This is a genomic window from Cetobacterium sp. (assembly GCF_048470075.1).
In the GTDB taxonomy this organism is placed as follows: domain Bacteria; phylum Fusobacteriota; class Fusobacteriia; order Fusobacteriales; family Fusobacteriaceae; genus Cetobacterium_A.
This window is the reverse complement of record NZ_DBGBQB010000298.1, coordinates 1-4,465: the sequence shown is the minus strand read 5'-3', so window position 1 is coordinate 4,465 and position 4,465 is coordinate 1. Positions and strand designations below refer to the sequence as shown.

Annotated in this window: 5 protein-coding genes and 1 pseudogene; 1 reads left to right on the top strand and 5 read right to left on the bottom strand. The window is 26.4% G+C overall.

The features are described 5' to 3' along the window. A pseudogene (locus tag ACMOUI_RS10410) lies at positions 1–1,346 on the bottom strand (IS4 family transposase); the annotation flags it as partial. A gap of 80 nt (positions 1,347–1,426) precedes the next feature. Between ACMOUI_RS10410 and ACMOUI_RS10405 the strand changes: the two are divergent. After that, positions 1,427–1,555, top strand: coding sequence for a hypothetical protein (locus ACMOUI_RS10405; RefSeq protein ID WP_418965632.1), 129 nt, complete (start codon positions 1,427–1,429; stop codon positions 1,553–1,555). Positions 1,556–1,632: 77 nt separating this feature from the next. On the opposite strand, the gene ACMOUI_RS10400 is transcribed toward ACMOUI_RS10405, so the two are convergent. The 4 genes from ACMOUI_RS10400 to ACMOUI_RS10385 all read right to left on the bottom strand — a co-directional run. Continuing rightward, on the bottom strand, positions 1,633–2,283 hold the full coding sequence (locus tag ACMOUI_RS10400; protein WP_418965631.1) for a GNAT family N-acetyltransferase: 651 nt from the start codon (positions 2,281–2,283) through the stop codon (positions 1,633–1,635). 11 nt (positions 2,284–2,294) lie between these two features. Next, positions 2,295–3,362, bottom strand: coding sequence for a ribosome small subunit-dependent GTPase A (gene rsgA / locus ACMOUI_RS10395; RefSeq protein WP_418965630.1), 1,068 nt, complete (start codon positions 3,360–3,362; stop codon positions 2,295–2,297). 542 nt (positions 3,363–3,904) lie between these two features. Next, positions 3,905–4,228 (bottom strand): DUF1622 domain-containing protein, encoded by a 324-nt coding sequence (locus ACMOUI_RS10390; protein WP_418965629.1) that lies wholly within the window; start codon positions 4,226–4,228, stop codon positions 3,905–3,907. A gap of 32 nt (positions 4,229–4,260) precedes the next feature. Then, on the bottom strand, positions 4,261–4,465 hold a 205-nt coding region (locus tag ACMOUI_RS10385; RefSeq protein WP_418965628.1), incomplete at its 5' end, for a hypothetical protein.

Genomic DNA, 4,465 nt, shown 5'->3' with positions numbered 1-4,465 from the left:
CTATTTTTACTCGATTTTAAACAAAATCTTTTAAAATTAAGATATATTTTCTTAAAAAACTGCAAGAGATGAATTTCAGTTTTAAATATTACTGAAGCTAATTTTGGTAAATATTGAAAAATAGAGCCAAATGATTTAATTTCGCTAATCTCCTGATTTGTTTCTTCTAGAATGATATTTTTAGCTGTAAAAACTATTGATGATGAGAGTAATAAAGCTATTAACCGTCCATAAAGAAAACATTTAAATCTTTCAATTTTTACTTTTTTCACTTCATTTATTTTAAAAATTGATTTCCAAATTTTAAACATGATTTCTATTTGCCATCTTAAAGTATATAATTCATGAATTTGAATGCAGTGTCATTAACATTAGATATGTAGGCATTTACACTATTAAAATCCATTCTATCTTGCTTAAATACCTGACATTTCTTTCTAATATTTTCTTTATGTGCAATCTCTCTTTTATTTTTATTCTCTTCTGTTAGCTTCGTTACAATTAAACGACTTCTAAATTCTTTTTTAGAGCCTACATAAACATCTTTTAATTCAATAGTTTCTCCTTCTATCAAAGATTTTGAAAGCTCCAAAATATCTAATTTTATATATCTGCTTGATTTTTTTATCCCACCAGTTTTATATCTTTCAGGTTTTTTATTTTTTATATATATACAAAGCTGTATTGCTTTTAACTTTAGAGATAAATGAAGCTCCACTTTTTTGTAATTTTTTTAGATAATCAATTTTAAGATATCCCAAGTCTGCTAGCTTTAAATCATTTTTTTTATTTTCCTTTTCCATAGACTCTAAATATGTAGCATCTGCTTTTGTTCCAGGAAAAATATCAATTTTCATGAATGATCCAGTTAATAGTTCGTATTGAAGTTGTATTTTTATAGCAGAGGACGAACCAGAACCACCAGCTCCTGGAAACTTATCTACATATTCTTTAGGTAAAGCAAATCCAGTAGAATCATTAATGATAACTCTTTCAAAATGTAAATTTAAAGTAGTCTCCAAGTTTTTTAAAATGTTATTTTGAAGATACATAATTTTATTGAAAATGGTCATCATGAAATCTACTGAAAATTTATTAAATCGTTTATCTATAGCTTGTTTAGAAACTTGTTTATCAAATATTGAATCATATCTAGAAGCTAGTTGAGATAGTGGGGTTTTACAAAGATCTTCTCCATGTAAGGTGTTAAAAATTAAAAAATCTTCAGGTTTTATACAGCTTTTTCGCTGCATAAATTTTGATTCTTTAGCAATTTTATTTATTTCATCAATATTGAATACATCTTTTAATCCTTTTATTAGATGTTTAAATTTATCATCTACCAATTTAAGTACCGCCCTTTGTTGTTATGTTAGCTTAATTATATCATACAAGGAACTAAACTTCTTTTCTTAGGTTGACGGGCATGGACGGAACCCCTAAAACATCTATTTTAATGGATGCATGTACATCAGTATCAGAGCCAATTCATTTAATTGCTTTAGCTGCCACTTTAACTTGGGATGTTTCTTTAATTTCATACAAGGATATTTAATTTTCCCATTGGCCATTCACTGAATGGCCAATCATACCACTATCTAATAGTAAAAATAAAATCTCTTTTTTTATGATTTAAAGGTATTCTAATTCATCAAGTTCACAACAAGCCTTTTCATATTCCTCTTGACTTTCTTGGACTTTCTTCTCTTTATATGGAAGTTTTTTATCAAATTCTTCAACTTCTTCTGGGGTAACTTCAAGACACTCACTAAATTCTGCATATCCTGAAACTCCTTCTAATGCACCTTTATAAAGAGGTAATACCAGAAGTCCAGTGTAATAGTTCATATCAGGCATAGATACATCATATTTCTTTCCACCTAAAAACCCATATGGTTTATAGTGATATGGATATCCTAAAGTCGTTATAGCAGAATAACCTAGTTTTTTAGCTTCTTCTATTGAATAAGTTATCAACTCTCTTCCAAGCCCTTTTCTGTGATATTCTGGAGATATAAAAACAGGACCAAAAGATATTGTCTTATATTCTGTTCCATCTTTTTCTACGATTTTTGAATGACTATAAAAAATAGCTCCTTCAACTTTACCATCAACCTCTATTACAAAAGTTAACTCTTTTATAAAATCTTTATGTTTACGCATTTTATGAACAACATAGTGCTCATGAGCCCCTGGAAAATATAAATTCCAAAATGCCTCTCTTGCAACTTCTTCAACTCTTTTATAATCTTTTTCTTCTTCATGTCTAATTACTATATTCATAATATCTCCTATTATTTTCTTTTTTGTTTGTCTTTTATAAATTTTCTAGCATTTTTTAGTCCGCCAACTTCTTTAAACATTTGATTTAATTTTTTATGTTCTAGCTCTTTACTAGTTAGTCCATCGTATGAACTTTCTCTTTTTAACTTAAAGTAGTTTTCAATTCTTCTTTCATCTATAAGTCCATCGAATAATGCTTTTTTCACAGCACAACCTGGCTCATCAGTATGAGAACAATTATTAAATTTACATTGATTTACTAAATCTTCCATCTCTAAAAAATACTTAGATATATCAGTACTTTGAATTCCAATCTCTCTCATTCCTGGAGTATCAATTATAACTCCACCAAAAGGTGAAACAAACATTTCACGTCCTGTTGTAGTGTGCTTGCCCTTATCACCTTTACTAATCTCTTTTGTTTCTAGCCGGGTTTCTCCTAAAATTTCATTAATTAAAGTCGATTTTCCTACTCCTGAAGAGCCAATAAAAGCTGTAGTTATATCTTTTTTTAAATATTTTTTAAATTTATCAATGTTATTTTCTTCAAATGTTGTAACAATAATATCTGAAAAAGCAGATATTTCTTCAACTTCTTGTATATATTTGAATAAATTTTTAGAAAGATCAGATTTTGTTAAAACAATAACAGGAACTGCACCACTATCCCAAGTTATAGAAAGATATCTTTCTAGTCTGTTTAAATTATAATTTTCATTTAAAGACATACAAATAAAAACAATATCAATATTAGTTGCAATAATTTGAACTTGATCACTTGTTCCAACTGCCGTTCGAGAAAACATAGTTTTTCTTGTTAAAATTTTATGTATAATAGATTTGGAATCATTTTCATCAAATGAAACCATTACATAATCTCCTACTGCAGGAAATTCAATTGATTCTGTAGCTTCATATCTAAATTTTCCAGATACTTCAGCTAATTTTTCATCACATTCAGTAATAATTTTATATAAACCTTTATATTGAGCAATAATTCTAGCTAATTTGAAATTGGAATATTTTTTAGCCTCCTCAATATAAATATCTTTTAAACCATAATTTTCTAATATATTCATAATAAATGCCTCCTATTTTTAAGTTTAACTTAAAGGAGGTATTGAAGTAGGTTATTTATTCAATCCCTCCTTCTTCATTACACTCTCTAATACACTTTTATTTTTTTTCATAAAACACACTCCTCATATATATATATTTCAATTTAATAATAAATTATACCAAAATTTTTTCAATTATAAAATTATTTTTCAACTATTTATTATAACTCACTTCTTTTTTTAAGAACCTTTTCCCATCTGTAAATAGTAGCTCTTTCTTGGAACTTCAAACTCTTTTAAAACAATAGTATGTGTTATTAATGCTTTTTTTCCAATTAAATTTTTAATAATAAGTAACTACAGAAACAAAAATACACCGGTATCTAGTCGGTGTATTTTTTATAAGTCATACTTTTTACAGCTTACTTAGATATATCTATAGGCCTCACATCATTTGTCCCTAGGTACCAAATATGGTACTTTATTAGCTAAGTCAATGGTTAAGTGTTTTAAAATCCTTAGCGTTGTTATTCCGCGTTTTCCTGACGGGACCCCTTATTGAGTTAACTAGATATTTTTACTTCCCATTTCATAATTTCTCTTATTATAACAATTATAAAAACTATAAGGATATTTTTTAAATTAGTTTCAATAATTATATTTATAATGTTTGCTATAATTAAAAATTTTAGTCCAATAAGTATATATTTATCAAAATTTTCTTTAATAATACTATTAAATGCTGTTTTAGTTTTGCAAAATAAAGCTCTAATAGTTTTATAAAATGCATAAAATATACTACATAAAAATAGAGTAAAAAAAAGAAATGCGAACCAGTGTAAAAAAGTATTTAAGTATTCTGAAACAGTTAAATGAAAATTTAGCATTTTGCCCCCTTTTATTTAAAATTTTTTAATTGTTATAAAGATAATAATTTATAAACTTCTTTTTTTAACCATAAAAGAGTTAAGTTATCAAGAGGTTCATATTCAAATCTAGTTACAGTTAAATCTCTATCTAAAAATTTCATACAAGTTCTATATGAAATATTAGATTTTTTTAGAAGAGTATTTAAGTAATTGCTATTTAACTGTATCTTTAAAGCTTCTTTTATCTTTGATTCT

Bases quoted from the DNA above. Each gene is read 5' to 3' on its own strand.
- ACMOUI_RS10405 (WP_418965632.1), top strand. From the start codon at position 1,427: ATGGACGGAACCCCTAAAACATCTATTTTAATGGATGCATGTACATCA.
- rsgA (WP_418965630.1), bottom strand. From the start codon at position 3,362: ATGAATATATTAGAAAATTATGGTTTAAAAGATATTTATATTGAGGAG.
- ACMOUI_RS10390 (WP_418965629.1), bottom strand. From the start codon at position 4,228: ATGCTAAATTTTCATTTAACTGTTTCAGAATACTTAAATACTTTTTTA.
- ACMOUI_RS10400 (WP_418965631.1), bottom strand. From the start codon at position 2,283: ATGAATATAGTAATTAGACATGAAGAAGAAAAAGATTATAAAAGAGTT.